The sequence below is a fragment of the Novosphingobium sediminis genome (assembly GCF_007991615.1).
Taxonomy (GTDB): Bacteria; Pseudomonadota; Alphaproteobacteria; order Sphingomonadales; family Sphingomonadaceae; genus Novosphingobium; species Novosphingobium sediminis.
Window position 1 is genome coordinate 115277 of record NZ_BJYR01000015.1, and the last position, 19514, is coordinate 134790.

Consider the following 19514-nt stretch of genomic DNA (forward strand, 5'->3'; position numbering starts at 1 on the left):
CCTATGCCTGATCACCGGAAGTGCCAAGGGCACCGTTTCGCTCGGCCGCCGCCATGGCGGCGCGGCCACGCGGGCCGTTGAAGTATGATTTGATCCACGGATGATCGGTGGCGATCAATTCGGGGATCGTGCCAACCGCGATCACCCTCTTATCGGCCAGCACCGCCACCCGATCGCAGATTTCATAGAGCGTATCGAGATCGTGGGTGATGAGGAACACGGTGAGGCCGAGCGTCTGCTGCAGGCTGCGGATAAGCTGGTCGAAACCCGCGGCGCCGATGGGATCGAGGCCCGCAGTCGGTTCATCAAGAAACAGCAGTTCTGGATCGAGCGCCAGTGCGCGGGCAAGGCCGGCGCGCTTCCTCATGCCGCCCGAAAGCTCGCTGGGGTACTTGCTGGTCGCCTCGGCCGGCAGGCCCGAGAGCAGCACCTTGTAGCGCGCAATCTCGTGGCGCAGTTCGTCGGTGATCTCGGGATAGAATTCGCGCAAGGGGACCTCGACGTTCTCCGCCACCGTCAGCGTGGAGAACAGGGCGCCGCCCTGAAACAGGATGCCCCAGCGGCAGCGGATGTCGATATCGTCATCGTCGCGCGCATCGGTGATCGGGCTGCCGAGCACCTCAATCGTCCCCTCTTCGGGAATCTGGAGCCCGATGATCGCGCGCATCAACACTGATTTGCCAGTGCCCGAACCACCGACAACGCCGAGGATCTCACCCCGCCGAACATCAAGATCGAGGTTCTCATGCACGACATGCGGGCCAAATGCGTTTTTCAGCCCGCGCACGCGAATCGGGAACAAGTCCGCCTCGCTCCCCGGCGGGGGCGGCACGGCGCAGGCGGTCAGCAGTCCGTCGCTTTCGGTCATTGGCGGCTCATCCCCAGCCGATCTCCGAGAAGAACACCGCGAAGAACGCATCGAGCACGATCACCATGAAGATGGCCATGACCACCGCCGCAGTCGTGCGCGTGCCAACTTCCTCCGCGTTGCTGCGCACCTGCAAGCCCTGATAGCAGCCCGATGTGGCGACGATCAGGCCGAACACCGGCCCCTTGATAAGGCCCACCCAAACATCGTGCAGCGGCACGACTTCCTGAATGCGCGCGAGGAAGGTGAAGAAGGGAATCCCGAGCGTGAGCGCCGAAAGCGCGGCACCGCCGATGATGCCGATGGCAGCGGAATAGATGCCCAGCAGCGGCATCATCAGCATCGTCGCCAGCAGCCGCGGGATCACCAGCGCCTCGATCGGGGAGACGCCGATGGTGCGCATCGCGTCGATTTCCTCAGTCAGCTTCATCGTGCCGAGCTGCGCGGCAAACGCCGAACCAGAACGCCCCGCGACCATGATCGCCGTCATCAGGATGCCAAGCTCGCGCAAGCTGAGCCGACCGACGAGGTTCACGGTGTAGATCTCGGCACCGAACTGCCTCAATTGCACCGCGCCCTGCTGCGCGATGACGATGCCGACGAGGAAGCTCATCAGCCCGATGATGGCGAGCGCGTTGACGCCCATCAACTCCATCTGATGCACCAGCGCGCGCAGCCGGAAGCGCCCCGGATGGCGGAGCAGCACCCCGCTCGCCAGCACGATCTGGCCGAGGAAGCCGAGCACGAACAGCATCCCCTGCCCCAGCCCGGAGACCACCAAGCCAACATGTTCGGGCACGCGCAGGTAGACCGGTAGGCGCAGCGGCTCGACCGGGGCAGTGTTGTCGTCGACGGCACGGATCGCGCCGATCAGCCGCTCCGCCTCGGGCGAGGCGCCGGTGATCGGCGCGGCGAAGCGCTGCGAAAGGCTCCAGGCGGTCCATGCGCCCACTGTATCGATGCGACTGGCGCGGGCGAGGTCGATGGCCGCAAATGGCCCATCGAGCGCGCGCAACCGGCGATCGATCGAGCCGAGCGCCGAAACGGTCAACGGGCCGGTGAGCACAAGCGCAGCGCGCCCATCGGCATCCGTTTCGGTGATAAAATCGGCTGCTGCCCGCATGGTAGCCGTTACATGCTGGAAATCGACAGTGGCCGCAAGCGCGCTCGGATCCGTTCGCGCACTTGCGGCGATAGGCGCGGGATGGCAAGGCCCATGGCATCATGACCGAAGCGACGATTGCAGAGCAGGAGGGGGCCGCCGCCCTCGCCAAGACGTTTGAGCCTGCCGGGCTCGAGGCAAAGTGGTATGCCCACTGGGAAGCGAACGGCCTGTTCCGGCCCGAGCGCCCCGATGCCGCGCCCTTCACCATCGTTAACCCGCCGCCGAACGTGACCGGTTCGCTCCACATCGGCCACGCGCTGGATAACACGCTGCAAGACGTGGTGGTCCGCTACGAACGCCTGCGCGGCAAGGATGCGCTGTGGGTGGTGGGTATGGACCACGCCGGCATCGCCACGCAGATGGTGGTCGAGCGGCAGATGGAAGCGCGGCAGGACAAGCGCACCAACTACACGCGCGAGCAGTTCGTGGAGAAGGTGTGGGAGTGGAAGGCTGAAAGCGGTGGCAGCATCACCGGCCAGCTCCGCCGCCTCGGCTGCTCGATGGACTGGAGCCGCGAGCAGTTCACGATGGACCCGCACTTCACCAAGGCGGTCGTGAAGGTCTTCGTCGATCTCTACAATCAGGACCTGATCTACCGCGACAAGCGGCTGGTGAACTGGGACCCCAAGCTCAAGACCGCGATCTCGGACCTTGAGGTCGAGACGCGCGAGGTGAAGGGTTCGTTCTGGCGCTTCCGTTATCCGCTGGCCGATGGCGCGGTGCGCGCAGACGGGCTCGACTACATCGAAGTCGCCACCACCCGGCCCGAGACGATGCTGGCGGACATGCTGGTGGCCGTGAACGCGGACGACGAACGCTATAAGGCCGTGATCGGCCGCGAAGTGGTGCAGCCGCTTACAGGCCGCCGCCTGCGCATCGTGGCGGACGAGCATGCTGATCCGGAGCTCGGTTCGGGCGCGGTGAAGATCACGCCGGGGCATGATTTCAACGACTTCGAAGTGGGCAGGCGCGCCGGGATCAAGGCGGGCGAGATGCTCAACATGTTCGATGCCGAAGCCCGCGTGGTGCAGACGGCGGACGGGCTGGTGCCCGAGAAGTACGTCGGAATGGACCGCTTCGACGCGCGCGCCGCCATCGTTGCAGACATGAAGGCGGCGGGGATGCTGATCCCGCATGTGGTCAAGTCCAAGGACGGCGAAGAAAGCGAACTCGACGCCGAACCGCGCACGATCCAGACCCCGTTCGGTGATCGCGGCGGCGTGGTGATCGAACCCTGGCTGACCGACCAGTGGTACGTCGATGCCGAAAAGCTCGCCGTCGCGCCGATGGAAGCCGTGCGCTCTGGCGCGATCGAGATCGTGCCGAAGACGTGGGAGAAGACCTTCTTCAACTGGATGGAGAACATCCAGCCGTGGTGCGTGAGCCGTCAGCTGTGGTGGGGCCACCGGATTCCGGCGTGGTATGGCTCGGACGGCCAGTGCTACGTCGCGGAAACCGAGGAAGAAGCGCAGGCCAAGGCCGGTGCGGGCGTCACGCTGTCCCGCGACGAGGACGTCCTCGACACCTGGTTCTCCTCCGCGCTGTGGCCGTTTGCTACGCTCGGCTGGCCGGAGGCGGATGCGCCACTGGTCAAGAAGCACTACCCCAACGACCTGCTGATTTCCGGGTTCGACATCCTGTTCTTCTGGGATGCGCGCATGGCGATGCAGGGCATCCACTTCATGAAGGAAGTGCCGTGGAAGCGGCTCTATCTGCATGGGCTGGTGCGCGCGGCCGATGGGCAGAAGATGTCGAAGTCCAAGGGCAACGTGGTCGATCCGCTGGGCCTGATCGACAAGTACGGCGCGGATGCGCTGCGCTTCTTCATGTGCGCCATGGAAAGCCAGGGCCGCGACGTGAAGATGGATGAGCGCCGCGTCGAGGGCTATCGCAACTTCGCGACCAAGCTGTGGAACGCCGCGCGTTTCTGCATGGCGAACGGGATTTCCGGAAGCACTTCGGCCAGTGCGCCTGCGGCAGCCAGCGCTGTCAACCGCTGGATCATCGGCGAAGTCGTGGAAACCGTCGCCGCGCTCGATCAGGCAATGGCCGACCTGCGCTTCGATGCCGCCGCCAACACGGTCTACCACTTCGTTTGGGACCAGTTCTGCGACTGGTACATCGAACTCATCAAGGGTTCGTTCGACGACGAGACCCGCGCCGTTGCGGGTTGGGTGCTCGATCAGATCCTCGTGATGCTCCACCCGTTCATGCCCTTCGTGACCGAAGAGCTGTGGCACGCGCTCGGCGAGCGCAAGGCGGAGCTGATCGTGGCGGAATGGCCGGCACCCGCCGCCGAGGTCGATCCTGCGGCGAAGGCCGAAGTCGAATGGCTGATCGCGCTCGTCTCGGGCCTGCGCGGCGCGAAGAACGAACTGGGCATCGCACCCGGCGCGCGGCTTGAGGCCTATCTGCCCGAACCGAGCGCCGCCACCCGCGCGGTGATCGAGGGCAACACTGCCGCGATCGAGCGCCTCGCCCGCCTCAGCGCGATCCATTTCGCCCCGGCCCCGGCAGGCGCAGCGATGCAGATCGGCGCGGGGGATGCGAACCTCATCGTGCCGCTCGAGGGCGTGATCGACATCGCCGCCGAGAAGGCCCGTCTCGAAAAGGCGCTTGCCGCCTCCGAGAAGGAAGCCAAGTCGCTCGAAGGCCGCCTTTCGAACCCGGCGTTCGCCGAGAAAGCCAAGCCCGAGGCGGTCGAGAAGGCCCGCGCCGACCACGCCCACCACCGCGCCGAGGCCACGCGCCTTGCGGCAGCATTGGCGCGGCTGGGATGAGCCTCACGCTCGCCACGACCACACCCGGCGAGCCGGAGATCTTCCCCTCGCTGCAGGGCGAAGGCCCCTCGGCGGGGCGGCCTTGCGTGTTCGTGCGGCTCTCGCGCTGTAACCTTGCGTGCCGCTGGTGCGACACCGCGTATACGTGGCGCTTTACTGGCGACATTCGCCCGCACCGCGATGACCTGACCTTCGAGCGCAGCGAGAACCAGATCACGCTCGATGTGCGCGAAGCGGCCATGCGCATCCTTGCGCTGCGGCCAACGCGGCTCGTCATCACCGGCGGTGAGCCGCTGCTCCAAGCACCTTCGCTCGCCAAGCTGATCCCGATGCTGAGGGAAGCTGTCCCCGCGCTCGAGGTCGAGATCGAGACCAACGGCAGCGTGCCGCCGCCCCATGCGATCATGCAGCTGGTCGATCAGTTCAACGTCAGTCCCAAGCTCTCGCATTCCGGCAATGCCGAGCACCTTGCGCTCGTTCCGGAACTGCTGCGCGATTGGGCGGCCAGCCCGAAGGCGTGGTTCAAGTTCGTGGTCGCGGATATGGACGACGTGAACGAGGTTGCCGAACTGCAGGCGATGTACCGCATCCCTTCGGAGCGGCTGTTCGTGATGCCGGAGGGAACGTCCAGCGAGACGCTGCGCGAGCGGTCAAAGTGGCTGGCAGGCGCCGCGTTGACGCATGGCTGGCGCTTTACCGACCGCCTGCATATCCACCTCTACGGCGATACGCGCGGGACATGATTGATCACCTCGCCCCGCACATGCTGAGCTTGTCGAAGCATCATACGCAGCGGGCGCGCGAACACCTTTCGACAAGCTCAGGGTGAGCGGGTTTGGAGTTATCCGCCCTGACCTAGGCTCAGAACGGGATATCGTCGTCGAGATCGTCGCCGAAGCCGCCGCCTGAGCCGCCCGACGAGCCACCGCCACCCTGATTCCAGCCACCACCGGACGAGCTGCCACCCGAACGGCCACCGCCGCTGGAGCCACCTTCGTTCCAGCCGCCCGAACGCTGGCCGCCGCCACCGCCCATGCCGCCGCCCGATCCGCCCTGCGGACCATCAAGCATGGTGAGCGAACCGCCGACACCGACCGAAATCTCGGTCGTGTAGCGATCATTGCCCGATTGATCCTGCCACTTGCGGGTGCGCAGCTGGCCTTCGATGTAGACCTTGCTGCCCTTCTTCAGATAGCGCTCAGCCACCCCGACCAGACCGTCCGACTGGAGTACGACGGAGTGCCACTCGGTACGCTCTTTGCGTTCGCCGGTGGCCTTGTCCTTCCACTGTTCGCTGGTGGCGATGCGCAGGTTGGCGATGCGCCCGCCGTTCTGGAAGCTCTTCACCTCGGGATCCTGCCCGAGATTGCCGATCAGAATGACCTTGTTGACGCTGCCTGCCATTGATTCGCGATCCTGTACCGTGTGAGGCCAACGACTAGCCCGCGCATCGGATCAGGGCGAGTCTGCGCGCGCCCTTTCCCACACCTAACCCAGCCCGAAGGCGACCGCCGTCCAGTACGTGACGCCCGCCGCTACGTAGGCAAGGCCGAAGAGGTAGGCGAGCATGAAGGCAGGCCACGTCCACCCGTTGGTCTCACGCCGGGTGACCGCGATGGTCGACATGCATTGCGGTGCGAAGACGAACCACGCGAGGAAGGCCAGCGCGGTGGCAAGGCTCCAGTGAGCCTTGAGTTGTTCCCCCAGTGCCTGCCCCTGCGCGGCATCGTCGCTCTGGCCCACGGCATAGGTCGTGGCGAGCGCGCTCACCGCCACTTCGCGCGCTGCCATGGCAGGGATCAGCGCCAGCGCGATATCGCGGTTGAACCCGATGGGTTCGATCACCACCGCGAGGCCATTGGCGATATGGCCAGCGATCGAGGCGTTGACCTGATCCTGTGGGTTTTCAGCGCGCGGCAGGTTGAGCAGCAGCCACAGCACCACCGTGACGCCAAGGATCATCGTGCCCGCACGGCGCAGGAACACATAGGCACGCTGCCACAGACCGAGCGCAAGATCCTTCACGGTTGGCAGCTGATACTTGGGCATTTCCATGATGAAGCCCGAAGCCTCGCCCTTGGTGACAGTTCGCCGCAGCAGCAACGCCGCACCCATCGCGCCGAGTACGCCGAGCACGTAGAGCCCGAACAGCACGAGGCCTTGCTGACCGACGCCGGGTAGCACCTGCGTGTTGGGCACAAAGGCGGCGATGATAACGGTGTAAACCGGAAGGCGCGCCGAGCAGGTCATCAGCGGCGCGATCAGGATGGTCGTCAGCCGGTCCTTGGGATCGGTGATGCTGCGTGTCGCCATGATGCCCGGCACGGCGCAGGCAAAGCTGGAGAGCAGCGGAATGAAACTGCGGCCGGAAAGGCCGACGCCTGCCATGGCGCGGTCCATCAGGAAGGCGGCGCGGGCCATGTAGCCGGTCGCTTCCATCGTCAGGATGAAGAAGAACAGGATCAGGATCTGCGGCAGAAACACCACCACCGAGCCGACGCCCGCAATCACGCCGTCAGTAAGAAAATCACGCAGCAGCGAGGCAGGCAGCGCGCCGCGCACCACGTCGCCCAGACTGCTGGCCCCGGCGTCGAGCGCGTCCTGCAAGGGCTTGGCCCAGCTGAACACGGCCTGGAACACCACGAACAGCAGTGCCAGCAACACGGGCGGACCGAACCAGGGGTGGAGGAACACCCGGTCGAGCTGCGCGTGAATGCGGTGCTGCGCGGTTTCCGAAAGGATCGCCCCGCGCGCCATCTGCCGGGCCAGCATGCGCCGCTCGGGCGCGGTGACATGCGGGCGATGCGCGGGAGCGTCATCCGCCTGCGCGTCGCGCAAAGCGGCCACCGCTGCCGTCAGCTCGGCAATGCCGCGCCGGCGCACGGCCACGGTCGGGAACACCGGCACACCGAGCGCCGAGGACAGCGCGGCAGGATCGATCACCAGCCCGTCGCGCTCGGCCAGATCGACCATGTTGAGCGCAACGACCACTGGCCGGCCGAGTTCGATGATTTCCTGCGCGAAGACGAGGTGCTGCTCGAGGTTCGACGCATCGAGCACGATCACCAGTACGTCGGGCTGTGCCTGACCTGCCATGCGGCCGAGGATCACGTCGCGCGTCACTGCCTCGTCCGGGCTCGACGGGTTGAGGCTGTAGGAACCGGGCAGATCGACCAGTTCGACAGGCTCACCGCTGGGCAGCAGCATCCGGCCCGATTTGCGCTCGACAGTAACGCCGGGATAGTTGGCGATTTTCTGCCGCGCACCGGTGAGCGCGTTGAACAGCGCGCTTTTGCCCGCATTGGGGTTGCCGACCAGCGCAGCGATCATGGTCTGGCGGCTCATGCTGTGGTCGCCGCCACCGGCTCGACCTGCATCGCGCGGGCGTGGACGCGGCGCACTGCCACGGTCATCCGCCCGATCTCGATGGCAATCGGATCGCGGGCAAGGAACACGCCGCGATAGGCGAGTCGCACTTCGGCGCCCTCCTCGATGCCAAGCGCTCGCAGGCGCTGCGCTTCTTCGGGCACGAGCACATTCCAATCGGCGGAAACGATCCGCGCGGGTGTGCCAAGGGGGAGTTCGTCGAGGGTCACCCCGAAAGCGCTGCCACAGCGCTGCAGTCATTGCAAGTCATTCGCAATAACTGTTGAAGCTTACCGCGCCGGATAGCGCAACCGGCCCAGCAGCCGCGTCACGCTGAAGGTCTCTTCAGCCGGCTTGGTAAAGCGCGCCTTGGCTTTCTCGAAGCGCATGATGCCGTCGATCCGGCGGGCGAGGAAAGCGCGGGTTTCCTCGCGGTCCTCGCTCTTGTCGTCGGCCATCACGGCAAGGGTCGCGGCATAGATCGAACCGAGGATCGCGCGCTTGGTGTAGTGGTTGTAATCGGTCGCGGTATCGCCTGCGAGGCGCCACATTGCATCGGCGCTGTGCCAGCCGAGCTTTGTTGCGGCAGGCACGTTCCACGGCTTCGCCATCTCGATCAGGGCACCGCGCAGCGCTTCCTCGCGGCCGGCGATCTGATCGAGCCGGAAGGTGACGAGCGCGGTGATCCGCTCGCGCACTTTCATGGCGGCAATACGCTCGGCCGGAAAGGCCTCGGCCATCGCGCGGTCGATGCTGCCTGCCCACGCAGCGATCATCGCCATCGCCGCCGATTGGCCACCCTCTGCCTGAAACGCGAAACGCGCGGCAGCTGGATCGATCCCGGTGATCTCGGCAGCCTCGTTCACCGCGGCTTCGCTCCAGCCCTCAAACGCCGCGGCTTCGGCGATATGCGGGGCGAGCAGGCAGCGCAGATCCTCGAGCGAGAGGTCGGCGGTTTCAGAATCGATCATCTTCGGGTCCGATCAGAACGAGGGGCCGTAGGTCTTCTTCTGACCCCCGGCGCCGCCCTTGGCCGAATTGGCGAGTTCGTTCGCAACCGGGCTGTCCTTGCCATCAAGCAGCGCATAATCGCGCGCCGAGCGGCCCGAATTGTCCGGACGATCCGGATTGGCACCGGCCTTCAGCAGCGCACGCACCATCGCGAGATCGCGGCGGTGCACGGCGGTGATCAGCGGGGTTTCGCCAGTGTTGTTGGGTTCGTCGACCTTGGCACCCGACGTGATAAGATAGTCCACACCCTCGATGAAGCCGAGGTTGCAGGCAAGGACGAGCGGCGTCGTTCCCCGGGCGTCGCGCGCGTTCACGTTGGCACCGTGCGAGACGAGGAACTGCATCCATGTGAGATCACGGCGCGCGGTCACGATATGCAGGCCGCTTTCGCCGGTACTGACATCGCGCGTGTTGACGATCTGCGTGCCGGGCTCGTTGAGCGCGTCGGTCACCTTCTGGCCGTCCTTCTTGCGCACGGCTTCAAGGAACTTGTAGCTTTCCGAGAATTGCGCGTGCGCCGGGAGCGATCCGCCCAGCACACCGAGCAGCGCGACGGCGGCAAATCCGGCGCGAAGCCACCGTCCCGCCCCAAGCCGTGCGATCACTGTTCTGTCCCTCATCACCTTGGCACCGTCCTTCTCGATAAAGCGCGCATTCTGCCCGTCCTGTGACAGAGTCGCCCCTTGCAAGCCGCTGGTTAGCAGAGCATGAACCGCCGCGCCATGGACCCCATCAGACCCATTCGTACACGTGTGTGCGCCGCGCTTGCTGCCGGTGCACTGCTCCTCCTTGCTGCCTGCAGCGGCGCTTCCAGCGAACCGCCACCACTTGAAGGTGCCGCCATCGGCGGTGATTTCACGCTCGTCGACAAGACCGGCAAGACCGTGCATGCGGCCGATTTCAAGGGCCGCTACACCGCGCTCTATTTCGGCTATTCGTTCTGCCCGGACGTCTGCCCGCTCGATGTGCAGATGCTGATGCAGGGCTACCACAAGTTCGCCAAGGCGCACCCGGAGCAGGCGGCCAAGGTAGTTCCGCTGTTCATCACCATCGACCCGGCGCGTGACAAGCCTGAAGTCGTCGGTCAGTTCGCCGCGCATTTCGGCAAGGAACTGATCGGCCTGACCGGGACCGACGCGCAGATCGCTGCTGTCGCCAAGTCCTATGCGGTCTACTACAAGAAAGGCGAAGGCACCGCCCCCAACGCCTATCTCATGGACCACAGCCGCGCGGCCTATCTGATGGGGCCGCAGGGCCAGCCAATCGCGCTGCTCCCGGTTGACAAGGATGCGAACGCGGTGGCTGACGAATTCGCGAAATGGGTGCATTGATCCACTGATGCCAACTGCCCTGCCTTCTGCCGGACGCTTCTGGGACAAGCCTGTCGAGGCGCTGACTCGCGACGAGTGGGAAGCGCTTTGTGACGGCTGCGGCAAATGCTGCCTGCACAAGCTGGAAGACGAGGACACCGGCGAGGTCCACCACACCAACGTCGCCTGCCGACTGCTCGATCTTTCGACAGGGCGGTGCTCTGACTATCGCCACCGCAAGGCGATGGTGCCCGATTGCCTTCGCCTCACGCCCCGGCTGGTTCGCGAAGTGCCCTGGTTGCCCGCGACCTGCGCCTACCGCCTGCGCGCCGATGGCAAGCCGCTCCCCGCGTGGCACTATCTCGAATGCGGAGACCGCGAGGCAGTGCGCCGCGCGGGCCATTCGGTGATCGGCAAGGCGGTGAGCGAAGTGCTGGCCGGGCCGCTCGAGGAGCATATCGTACCGGGTGACATCGGTTTCGGAGCTGACGGCGCATGATCTCGCTGCCGCGCCTGTTGCAGCGCGGCCGTGTTTCACGCCCGGCGCCACAGCCGCGCACGCTGACGGTAGCGGGCAGAGACCTTCCTGTCGTGATACGCCGCCTGCGCACCGCGCGCCGCATAACCTTGCGTCTGGCGCCTGATGGAAGCGAAGCGCGCATCTCGATGCCCGAGTGGGGCCGTGCCGCCGATGCGCTGCACTTTGCCGAACAGCGCCGCGATTGGCTTGCCGCACAACTGGAGCGCATCCCGCCGCCCGCGCGGATTGAGCCGGGCTTCAGTCTGACCTTCAGGGGAGAACCGCTGCGGGTCGAATGGCAGCAAGGCGCACCGCGCCGCCCGAAGGTTGCGGATGGGCAGCTGATACTGGGGGGGCCTGCCGACGGCATGGAAGGCCGCCTGCGCCGCTGGCTCGAAGCCGAAGCCCTGCGGCTGGCAGCCGCTGACCTCACCCATTACTGCGCCCGCGCGGGGCAGCCTGTACCCAAGCTGGCCCTTTCCCGCGCGCGGCGGCGCTGGGGCAGCTGCAGCAGCCGCGGTGTAATCCGCATCAACTGGCGGCTGGTGATGGCGCCCGATTTCGTTCGCCGTTCGGTCGTCGCGCACGAAGTGGCGCACATGACGCACTTCGATCACAGCCCGGCCTTTCACGCCCACCTCGCAGAGCTCTTCGAAGAGCCTATCGAGCATGCCAATCGCTGGCTGAAAGCGGAAGGGCGGCTGCTCTACCATCCGTTCGGGTAAGCACCCCTTAGTCCCAATTACCGCACCACCACTGGCGCGCGCGGCGCGCACGCTCTATCTAGGCCGACATGAAAGAGTTTTTCCGCAACGTCTCCCCGGTGCGTGCCGCCAAGGACCTATGGAATATCCTCGGCGCGCCGAGTGAGTTCCGCTTCCGCTCGCTGGCGCTGGCGATCCTCGTGACGGGAGGGATCTTTTCCGTGATGTGGCAGCAGGGTGGACGCGGTCTGCCCCGCCCGCCTGAAGTGATCTACTTCGAAAGCTGGCGCGCGGATCGCAGCGACGCCGAGATCATTGCCGGCAATATCGCAGCGACGAAGAAGGCGCGCGCCGAGGCTGCCGAGGAAGAGGCCCGCGCCGAAGACGTGCGCAAGATGTACAAGGCAGTCGGCGCGGCCACCGGGCTCGATACCGAAGCGATGGACCGGCAGGCCAAGGCCGAACGCGAAGCCGAAGCGCGCGCTGCAGCGGCGCGCAATCAGGCGATTCTGGATCGTTCGTTGATCAAGCCGGCGGCGACGCCCTCCCCCAAGGCACCCTGAGCGCGGTGGCCTTCAGCGATGTTGACTGGCTGGATGCCGCTGCTGCGCTAGCCGGGCGGGGCCGCCCGCTCAGCCGTCCGAACCCCGCCGTCGGTGCGCTGATCGTCAAGCAAGGCCGCGTCATCGGCCGCGGCTGGACCCGAGCCGGAGGCCGCCCGCACGCTGAAGCAGAGGCGCTGGCGCAGGCCGGCGAGGCGGCATTTGGCGCCACGGCCTACGTCACGCTCGAACCCTGCGCGCATGAGAGCCAGCGCGGCCCAGCCTGTGCCCACAGCTTGCGCGAGGCCGGTCTCGCCCGCGTCGTGATCGGCTGCGAAGATCCCGATCCGCGCACTGCCGGGGCCGGAATTGCCATGCTGCGGGAGGCAGGGGTTGCCGCAGAGTTGCTCCCCTCCCCCGCGGCGCTGCACTCGCTTGAAGGTTACCTTGTCCGCGCCCGGTTTGGCCGCCCGCACACCACGCTAAAGCTGGCCACCTCGCTTGATGGCTGCATTGCCATGGCCGATGGCACCAGCCAGTGGATCACAGGCCCGGAAGCGCGTGCCCACGGCCATGCGATACGTGCCCGCTCTGACGCGATCCTCGTCGGCGGCGAAACGCTTCGCGCCGATTCGCCAAGGCTCGATGTTCGTCTGCCCGGATTGGAAGACCGCAGCCCCGCGCGCTGGGTGCTGACGCGCGGCAGTGCGCCGGACGGTTGGCAGACCATCGCCGATCCCGCGTCAGGCGACTTCGGCGACGCACAATATCTCCTGATCGAAGGCGGTGCCGGTGCGGCAGCAGCCTTCCTCGGCGCCGACCGGGTCGACCGCCTACTGCTCTACCGCGCGCCCATCCTGATTGGTGCGGGGCGGCACGGCCTCGGCGATATCGGGCTTACCTCCTTGGGCAATGCCCACGGCCGCTGGCGCCTGACCGACCGGCGGCAGCTTGGCAGCGACACGCTCGACGTCTACGACCGCATTCGCTGAAGGAGACCGCGTTCCCATGTTTACAGGCATTGTCACCGAAGTAGGCCGCATCCGCGCCATTGCCAGCAAGGGCGACACCCGCGTGACGATCGCCTGCGCGATGGACCCGGCCAAGATCGCCATCGGCGCTTCGATAGCATGTTCGGGCGTATGCCTCACCGTGGTCGATCGTGGCGGCACGGCGGGCGACAGCTGGTTCGCCGTCGATGTCTCCGGCGAAACGATCCGCCGCACCGCGCCCGCCCAGTGGCACGAACATGCCGCGCTCAATCTCGAACCCGCGCTGAAGTTGGGTGACGAACTCGGCGGCCACATCGTGACGGGCCATGTCGATGCCGTGGGCCATGTCGTCTCGGTCGACCGCACCGGCGGCTCGTGGCATGTCGTCGTCTCCGCACCCCAGGAGCTTGCTCCTTATATCGCCGCCAAGGGTTCGATCACGGTCGACGGCGTCTCGCTCACCGTCAACGACCTTGCCGACCAGCCGGACGGCAGCTGCCACTTCATGCTCAACATCATCCCGCACACCGCCGAAGTGACGACGCTCGGCGCCTTGGCACCAGGCCGCGAGGTGAACCTCGAGATCGACGTGCTAGCCCGCTATCTCAAGCGGATGCAGAGCCTCGCTGCAGCGGGCTGACCGATGCGCAGAGCTATCAGCGGCGAGGCCAAGGTCCCCGCGATCACGCTCGGCTTCTGGCTGATCAAGATCCTCGCCACCACGCTGGGCGAAACCGGCGGGGATGCCGTCTCGATGAGCTGGCTGGGCGAGACCACGCCCGAGGCCGGGGCGAACGGTATCAATGGCTATCTCGTCGGCACGCTGATTTTCGGCGCGGCGCTCACGTTGCTGGTCTGGTTGCAGATCCGCGCGCGCCGCTTCGCGCCCTGGCTCTATTGGGCGACGATCATTGCCTCGACCACCGCAGGAACCACACTGGCAGACTTTGCCACGCGTTCGCTCGGCATCGGCTATCCCGGCGGTTCGCTGCTGCTGCTTGCTCTCGTGCTGGCCTCGCTGTTCACCTGGCAGCGCAGTCTTGGCACCGTGGCGGCGGATAGTGTCACCACACCTGCTGCAGAGCTGTTCTACTGGATTACCATCACCTTTTCGCAAACACTCGGCACCGCGCTGGGTGACTGGGTCGCCGATGCCGGGGCTGGTTATGGCGGCGGCGCGTTGCTGTTCGGAAGTGCGCTGGCGGTGATCGCGCTGCTGGCTTTCCTCACCCGCGCCAATCGCGTCGCGCTGTTCTGGGCGGCTTTCATCCTGACCCGTCCACTCGGCGCGACCGTGGGCGATTTTCTCGACAAGCCATTCGGTTCGGGCGGCCTCGAAGTCAGCCGTACGCTGGCAACCCTGGCGCTGGCCGGCGCCATCGCGCTGCTCATCCTGGTTCTGCCGCAGCGCCCCGGCGCCCATTCCCCCGCCGATAGCACATGACTGAGCGGCTGCGCCCAGACCAGCTTTGGCCTTGGCGCGGTCATTGCATTTACGGAGCCGTTTCCGCTGCTCGCCTCAGGCGGGCTGAGGTTCACCGATGGTGAGCGCAGCGCTGCGTTCCACACCTACGCAGCGCTTGGGATCGATCTACAGCAGACCGGCAGTCGAACCAGTTACCCGGCGACGTCCTTAAGCGCAGCCACAAAGGCTTCGATATTGCCGGTGGTCAGCCCTGCGATGTTCACGCGGCCCGAGCCTGCCATGTAGACGCCGTGGCGTTCACGCAATGCCATGATTTGCTCGCCCGAAAGCGGCAGCATCGAGAACAGGCCCTTCTGCGAACCCAGCGGTGCCATGTTGATCGGCCCAATCTGCTGCGCGGCAGCCAGACGCTCGCGCACTTCGGCCATGCGCGCGCGCATCGCGGTCAGCTCGTTGATCCACTGCGCCGTCAGTGCCGAATCTCCAAGGATGAGGCGAACCGCTGCAGCGCCATGATCGGGCGGCATCGACCAGCTCGCGCGGGCAATCGTTGCGCCGTTCGCCATGGCCTTGGCCAGCGCATCCGCATCACTGGTCACCGCGTAAAACGCACCGACCCGGTCGCGATAGAGCCCGAAGTTCTTGTCGCAGCTGTAGGCGACAAGCGCTTCCGGCACTGCGGCGAGCACCTTGCGAAGGCCATAGGCATCGGCTTCCATGCCATCGCCCAGTCCCTGGTACGCCAGATCGATCAGCGGCAGCACGCCCGAGGCAGCCACCATCTGCGCGATCTCGTCCCACTGGGCGTTGGTGTAGTCGACACCCGTCGGGTTGTGGCAGCAGCCGTGCAGCAGCACGACATCGCCGGGCGCAGCGTCGGCCAGTGCCGCGCGCAGCGCCTCAAGGTCGGCCGTGCCCTCTGCGGTCATGTGCTTGAAGGTCTTGAGTTCAAGGCCCACGGCCGAGACGATCTGTGCGTGGTTGGGCCACGAGGGCGTACCCATCAGGATGCGCTTGGCACCCGCGCGCGCGGCCACCTCGACGGCGAGGCGCACCGCACCGGTGCCGCCGGGCGCCTGCATGCCCTCAACACGGCTACGGTCGAAATCGCTGCCGAACACATAGGGGATCAGCGCATGGACAAAGCCCATGTCACCCTCGGGCCCGAGATAGGCCTTGGAATTCTGCGTATCGAGCAGGATCTGCTCCGCTGCCTTGATCGCGCCGAACACCGGCGTATCGCCGTCACCCGTGCGATAGACGCCAACGCCGAGGTCGATCTTGGTCGGCCGCGGATCGGCATTGTGGAGCTTGATCAGCGCAAGCAGCGCGTCGGCGGGCTGGGCGTTCAGGGTCTCGAGCATGGCCGCGCCTTTGCCCCCAAACTGCCCTGCGCACAAGAGGGTGCGGCCATACCTGGCGTATGCTTAGAACGGCACCCAGTTCTGCGTCTTGCGGAACTTCATGTAGCCGCCGTTGACGCCGAGCCGCAGGCCCGCGCCGAAGCGCACCGGAATCAGCACCACGTCGCCGCGGCGCAGATAGCTCACGTTGAAACCGCCGACGAAGTAAGCCTGCCCCTCGCCCGCGCCATAACGGCGGAACAGCTCTTCGCTGTCATGCAGGTTGTAGACGAGCACGAACGTGTTTGCCGCATTGGCACCAAGATCGAAGCCCACCGATGGGCCGGTCCAGTAAACCGGGCGCTCGCCTTCAACCTTGTGGTGGAGCACGCCGGAGCCGTAGCGCAACCCGACCACGACCGCGCCGCCCGCCTCGCGCCCGGTAATATAAGCATTGGGCCGGCCCTGCTTGTGAAGAATATCCTGGATCAGCAACGCCAGTCCCTTGGCGCCCCTCCCGAACACGCCTTCAGCCGCGCCGATCAGGTCGTCCTCGCGGTAGGTCGTGCCATCGGCGGCGGCACCTTGCGCAGGGCCAGCCGCTGGCGGAATCGAAGCCATGCCCGGCCCGGCTGGATCGCTGGTGGCCGCAGGGGATGAAAATCCCGGATCACCGGCACCTGCCACCGGCGCAGACGCTGCCGGCATGCTCGGCGGCGGAGTGGGCTGTGCGGGAGCGGGCGGGAGCGCCTGTGCGCCGGATTTCGCCGGCAGGTCTCCGTCGATCGCGGAGTTGGGATCGATCTGCTGGACCTGCGCCTGCGCGACTGCTCCCAGCATCATGCCCAATGCGGCAAGCCCGATCGCGATGTTCCGGCTCAGCTTCATCACCCAATTCCTATCCTGCGGCCCGTTACCAGTTTTATTGCCCCGGTCCTTCGACCAGAACTCTCGTCACCTTATCAGGCCCTCATCTCTCCGCCCGGCACAATGAACCGGCGATGAGCCGAGTCCATTTCACGCCGAGGCGAATCCGCAAGGAGCCTTGGTGCCCGACTGCAAAGACCCGCAGGAAGCCCCTTGCCGCCCCCCAACTCCCTCGCTATAGCGCGCCCTCGCCGCTGCGATCCGGAGACGTGGGTGAGTGGCTGAAACCAACGGTTTGCTAAACCGTCGTACTGGGATTACCGGTACCGAGGGTTCGAATCCCTCCGTCTCCGCCATCACTTCATTTCCACAGATCTATCCCCGCCCATTCGGGCCTCAAAACCTTGCGTTTCCGGGGTTTTGATGTCCACTCATCTCCACGCACTTCCACCCCTAGCTATGAGCAGATCGGGGTATATCGGGGGTATGGATTTTGGCATTTGGGGGTATGATAGATGCTGACAGACAAGGCCGTGAAAGCAGCAGCACCTGGGGACAAGGCCTACAAGGTCACAGATCAGCGCGGGCTTTATCTACATGTTGCCACCACCGGCCACAAGACATGGCGATTCAAGTACCGGTTTGAGGGCAAGGAGCAGCTGCTGACCATTGGCAGCTATCCTGATGTGTCGCTGGCTGCTGCGCGTGAACAGCGTGACGATGCGCGCAAAATCCTGCGCGAAGGACGCAATCCGACTCACGCGGCCAAGCGCGCTCGGTTGGTCGGTGCTGTGGCTGGCAAGGCGTTTGAGGAACTGGCGCGTGAATGGTACGAAAAAGAGCGCCCACGCTGGAAACGGGTTCATGCCGATGATGTCATCACCAGCCTCGAACGCGATATCTTCCCACACCTCGGTCAAATGCCATTAACGGAAATCGACGAACCCGTATTGTTGGCTGTTCTGCGCAAGGTGGAAAACAGAGGCGCGATCGAGACAGCACGCAGGCTGAAGCAGCGCGTCAATTCTGTCTTCATGTATGCAAGGGGCCTCGGCATCAAAGCTGATAATCCGTGTCCCGCAGTGGGGGCAGCGCTCAAGCCTTTGCCACCGGCCAAACGCTATCCGGCTCTCGTCGAAGTGCCTGCAATCAAGGCGATGATGGCAGACATTGATCGTGCAGGCGCATCGCCGGTTACAAGGCTTGCCGCACGGTTTCTTGCATTGACTGCCCAGCGCCCAGGTATGGTTCGCAACATGCGGTGGGATGAAATTGAAGGCATCGACTGGGGTGCGAAGGACAGCCCGTCGCCCGAAGCCATGTGGGTGGTGCCCGCTGACAAAATGAAACAAGAGCTGAAGCTGCGGGAAGATCAAAGCTTCGAGCATCGTGTGCCTTTGGCGCCAACCGCTGTTGAAACACTTCGCGCCGTCCGCTGGCTGACGGGCCGCTCGCCGTTAGTATTTCCCGGCTCCATCTCGGGGCTCGTGCCCCTCAGCGAAAACGCAATTGGGTATTTATACAACCGCGAAGGATATCAGGGGCGCCATGTGCCGCACGGTTGGCGCTCAAGTTTTTCAACGATCATGAACGAATTGGCAGGGCGTGAACTTGGCCAAGACGTGCGCCTCTTGGGCGACCGCATGATCATCGATCTGATGCTTGCGCATACGCCAGCAGGGGTGAGCCCGAGCGAGTGGCGCTACAACCGCGCCAAGTTCATGCCAAGGCGCCGTGAATTGGCCGAGCTATGGGCGGCTATAATCATGGAAGGCGCTTTGCCCGTCGCTGAGATTCTGGACAGCCCACGTCGGAAGCGTCGTTAGCTTGCGCGCAAGGCCGCTTTCCCCCGGACCCAGGCCAGAACCTCGGGTTTGCTCCAGACTGCGCGCGATCCAAGTTTGATCTGTTGGGGAAAATCGCCTTCTTGCAGTTTTTTGTAAATTGTCGACGGGCGTAAAGCGACAAGACTGCTGACCTCGGCGATCAACAGCAATTCCGGGCCAGTACCAGCGGGCGCCGCTGGTTGGGCAGGCTCTATACTGACACTGGCCGTTACGTCTTGATTGGCCGCACGCGCTACGATCGCTCTGGCAGTTCGCAGATATGGGTCGAAGGCAACCTCGCACTCGCGTTTGCTCAAGTGACCGTCGGGGGGCGTTGCCACCAACCAACGATCATACTGGTGTTCATCAACAAAAATCCTGTGCGTAGGTACAGCGCCTGCGTTCGCCCAATCATTTGTAGCGTAAGCGCCGGTTGCGAAACGGGGCAACGCGTCATCAATTTCCCAATGGGCGGCAGGGATTTCGATGATCTCACCTCCGCCCAATGGCCGTGCAAATGTAGCAATGCCACCGCGCAAGAATTCTCGGGCAAGTTGTGTGCCGGTCAACCTAACCATTTCGCGGGCAAGATCGTTTTCGCCCTGGTCTTCTGGGGCTTCAAAGATTTCAATCAGTTCATGCGGTTGAAAGCCGGGTGTAACCTGGATCAACCGAGCGAACGCCGTGGTCAGCGTGATGCGCCGCAAAGACGGAACATCGGTTTGGCCAAGATACGGTGACCATGGCAGGATTGGCATTGTCATAGGTGAGCGATAACGCAGCTGGGTTGAGGA

At 65.0% G+C, this 19514-nt stretch carries 20 protein-coding genes and 1 tRNA gene; 11 read left to right on the forward strand and 10 right to left on the reverse strand.

Features of this window, described 5'->3' with window-relative positions:
• Position 1: 1 nt before the first annotated feature.
• Positions 2-868: an ABC transporter ATP-binding protein gene (locus NSE01_RS12000; RefSeq protein ID WP_246135184.1), complete on the reverse strand. Its 867-nt coding sequence runs from the start codon at positions 866-868 to the stop codon at positions 2-4.
• A 7-nt stretch (positions 869-875) separates the two neighbouring features.
• Positions 876-1991, reverse strand: coding sequence for an MlaE family ABC transporter permease (locus NSE01_RS12005; protein ID WP_147159874.1), 1116 nt, complete (start codon positions 1989-1991; stop codon positions 876-878).
• Positions 1992-2092: 101 nt separating this feature from the next.
• Here NSE01_RS12005 and NSE01_RS12010 point away from each other — a divergent pair, with 101 nt between their 5' ends.
• Together NSE01_RS12010 and NSE01_RS12015 are read left to right on the forward strand one after the other, a co-directional pair.
• Complete coding sequence (locus NSE01_RS12010; protein WP_174812041.1) at positions 2093-4813, forward strand: valine--tRNA ligase; 2721 nt, start codon at positions 2093-2095, stop codon at positions 4811-4813.
• Complete coding sequence (locus tag NSE01_RS12015) at positions 4810-5556, forward strand: 7-carboxy-7-deazaguanine synthase QueE (protein WP_147159875.1); 747 nt, start codon at positions 4810-4812, stop codon at positions 5554-5556. Before NSE01_RS12010 ends, NSE01_RS12015 begins: the two co-directional genes overlap by 4 nt.
• A gap of 118 nt (positions 5557-5674) precedes the next feature.
• Here NSE01_RS12015 and ssb read toward each other — a convergent pair whose 3' ends face one another.
• The 5 genes from ssb to NSE01_RS12040 form a co-directional block, all read right to left on the reverse strand.
• The gene (gene ssb, locus NSE01_RS12020; protein ID WP_147159876.1) at positions 5675-6217 is read right to left on the reverse strand and encodes a single-stranded DNA-binding protein; all 543 of its coding nucleotides are present in this window, start codon (positions 6215-6217) and stop codon (positions 5675-5677) included.
• A gap of 84 nt (positions 6218-6301) precedes the next feature.
• Positions 6302-8158 carry a ferrous iron transporter B gene (feoB, locus tag NSE01_RS12025; protein WP_147159877.1) on the reverse strand — a complete coding sequence of 619 codons (1857 nt, stop codon included), beginning with the start codon at positions 8156-8158 and terminating at the stop codon, positions 6302-6304.
• The gene (locus tag NSE01_RS12030) at positions 8155-8409 is read right to left on the reverse strand and encodes a FeoA family protein (RefSeq protein WP_147159878.1); all 255 of its coding nucleotides are present in this window, start codon (positions 8407-8409) and stop codon (positions 8155-8157) included. The genes feoB and NSE01_RS12030 overlap by 4 nt, the downstream gene beginning before the upstream one ends.
• 60 nt (positions 8410-8469) lie before the next feature.
• Entirely contained in the window at positions 8470-9150 is a 681-nt protein-coding gene (locus NSE01_RS12035; RefSeq protein WP_147159879.1) for a COQ9 family protein, read from the reverse strand.
• A gap of 12 nt (positions 9151-9162) precedes the next feature.
• Positions 9163-9810, reverse strand: coding sequence for an ankyrin repeat domain-containing protein (locus NSE01_RS12040; RefSeq protein WP_147159880.1), 648 nt, complete (start codon positions 9808-9810; stop codon positions 9163-9165).
• A 102-nt stretch (positions 9811-9912) separates the two neighbouring features.
• Here NSE01_RS12040 and NSE01_RS12045 point away from each other — a divergent pair, with 102 nt between their 5' ends.
• From NSE01_RS12045 to NSE01_RS12075, 7 genes are all read left to right on the forward strand, one after another.
• A complete protein-coding gene (locus NSE01_RS12045) occupies positions 9913-10521 on the forward strand; it encodes an SCO family protein (protein ID WP_246135186.1) in 609 nt (202 codons plus the stop codon).
• Positions 10522-10528: 7 nt separating this feature from the next.
• A complete protein-coding gene (locus NSE01_RS12050; RefSeq protein WP_147159882.1) occupies positions 10529-10999 on the forward strand; it encodes a YcgN family cysteine cluster protein in 471 nt (156 codons plus the stop codon).
• Positions 10996-11745, forward strand: a complete 750-nt coding sequence (locus NSE01_RS12055) for a M48 family metallopeptidase (RefSeq protein ID WP_147159883.1) — start codon at positions 10996-10998, stop codon at positions 11743-11745. Before NSE01_RS12050 ends, NSE01_RS12055 begins: the two co-directional genes overlap by 4 nt.
• 68 nt (positions 11746-11813) lie before the next feature.
• The gene (locus NSE01_RS12060) at positions 11814-12287 is read left to right on the forward strand and encodes a hypothetical protein (protein ID WP_147159884.1); all 474 of its coding nucleotides are present in this window, start codon (positions 11814-11816) and stop codon (positions 12285-12287) included.
• 5 nt (positions 12288-12292) lie between these two features.
• Entirely contained in the window at positions 12293-13258 is a 966-nt protein-coding gene (gene ribD, locus NSE01_RS12065) for a bifunctional diaminohydroxyphosphoribosylaminopyrimidine deaminase/5-amino-6-(5-phosphoribosylamino)uracil reductase RibD (RefSeq protein ID WP_371863217.1), read from the forward strand.
• Positions 13259-13274: 16 nt separating this feature from the next.
• A complete protein-coding gene (locus tag NSE01_RS12070; RefSeq protein ID WP_147159886.1) occupies positions 13275-13898 on the forward strand; it encodes a riboflavin synthase in 624 nt (207 codons plus the stop codon).
• Between the two features lie 3 nt (positions 13899-13901).
• The gene (locus tag NSE01_RS12075) at positions 13902-14702 is read left to right on the forward strand and encodes a COG4705 family protein (protein WP_147159887.1); all 801 of its coding nucleotides are present in this window, start codon (positions 13902-13904) and stop codon (positions 14700-14702) included.
• A gap of 173 nt (positions 14703-14875) precedes the next feature.
• On the opposite strand, the gene NSE01_RS12080 is transcribed toward NSE01_RS12075, so the two are convergent.
• Positions 14876-16048, reverse strand: coding sequence for an amino acid aminotransferase (locus NSE01_RS12080; RefSeq protein WP_147159888.1), 1173 nt, complete (start codon positions 16046-16048; stop codon positions 14876-14878).
• Between the two features lie 63 nt (positions 16049-16111).
• Positions 16112-16915, reverse strand: a complete 804-nt coding sequence (locus tag NSE01_RS12085) for a DUF1134 domain-containing protein (protein ID WP_147159889.1) — start codon at positions 16913-16915, stop codon at positions 16112-16114.
• A gap of 242 nt (positions 16916-17157) precedes the next feature.
• On the opposite strand from NSE01_RS12085, the gene NSE01_RS12090 reads away from it, so the two are divergent.
• Both NSE01_RS12090 and NSE01_RS12095 read left to right on the forward strand, forming a co-directional pair.
• Positions 17158-17250 (forward strand) — tRNA-Ser (locus NSE01_RS12090).
• A 159-nt stretch (positions 17251-17409) separates the two neighbouring features.
• Complete coding sequence (locus NSE01_RS12095) at positions 17410-18720, forward strand: tyrosine-type recombinase/integrase (RefSeq protein ID WP_147159890.1); 1311 nt, start codon at positions 17410-17412, stop codon at positions 18718-18720.
• Here the strand turns inward: NSE01_RS12095 and NSE01_RS12100 are convergent.
• The gene (locus NSE01_RS12100; RefSeq protein WP_218033271.1) at positions 18717-19484 is read right to left on the reverse strand and encodes a helix-turn-helix transcriptional regulator; all 768 of its coding nucleotides are present in this window, start codon (positions 19482-19484) and stop codon (positions 18717-18719) included. The genes NSE01_RS12095 and NSE01_RS12100 overlap by 4 nt on opposite strands.
• Positions 19485-19514 lie beyond the last annotated feature (30 nt).